At 64.3% G+C, this 230-nt stretch carries 1 protein-coding gene; it reads left to right on the top strand.

Translation table 11 applies throughout. From position 1 onward, the window contains the following. Nucleotides 1–230: hypothetical protein (locus FNJ47_RS49135; protein WP_163163876.1), on the top strand; the 230-nt coding region annotated here is incomplete at both ends.

Below are 230 nucleotides of genomic sequence, written 5' to 3' on the forward strand. Positions count from 1 at the left end.
TCGTTCAAAACAACGGCGCGCTAGGTAGCTGGCAGCAGTTTACGGTCTCGGTGGCGGCGCCGACGCTGAGTGTATCGGGCGTGCCCAGCACCACGGCCGGTGCGCAGATTGCGCTCTCGAGCCTGGTGAACGTGTCCGATCCGAGCAATGTCTCGTATCAGCTGCAGCTGTGGGATTCGAACGGCACGGCAGCCGGCGGCGAGTTCCTGATCAACGGCGTGGCGCAGACC

This window comes from Bradyrhizobium uaiense, from assembly GCF_010811875.1.
Taxonomy (GTDB): domain Bacteria; phylum Pseudomonadota; class Alphaproteobacteria; order Rhizobiales; family Xanthobacteraceae; genus Bradyrhizobium; species Bradyrhizobium uaiense.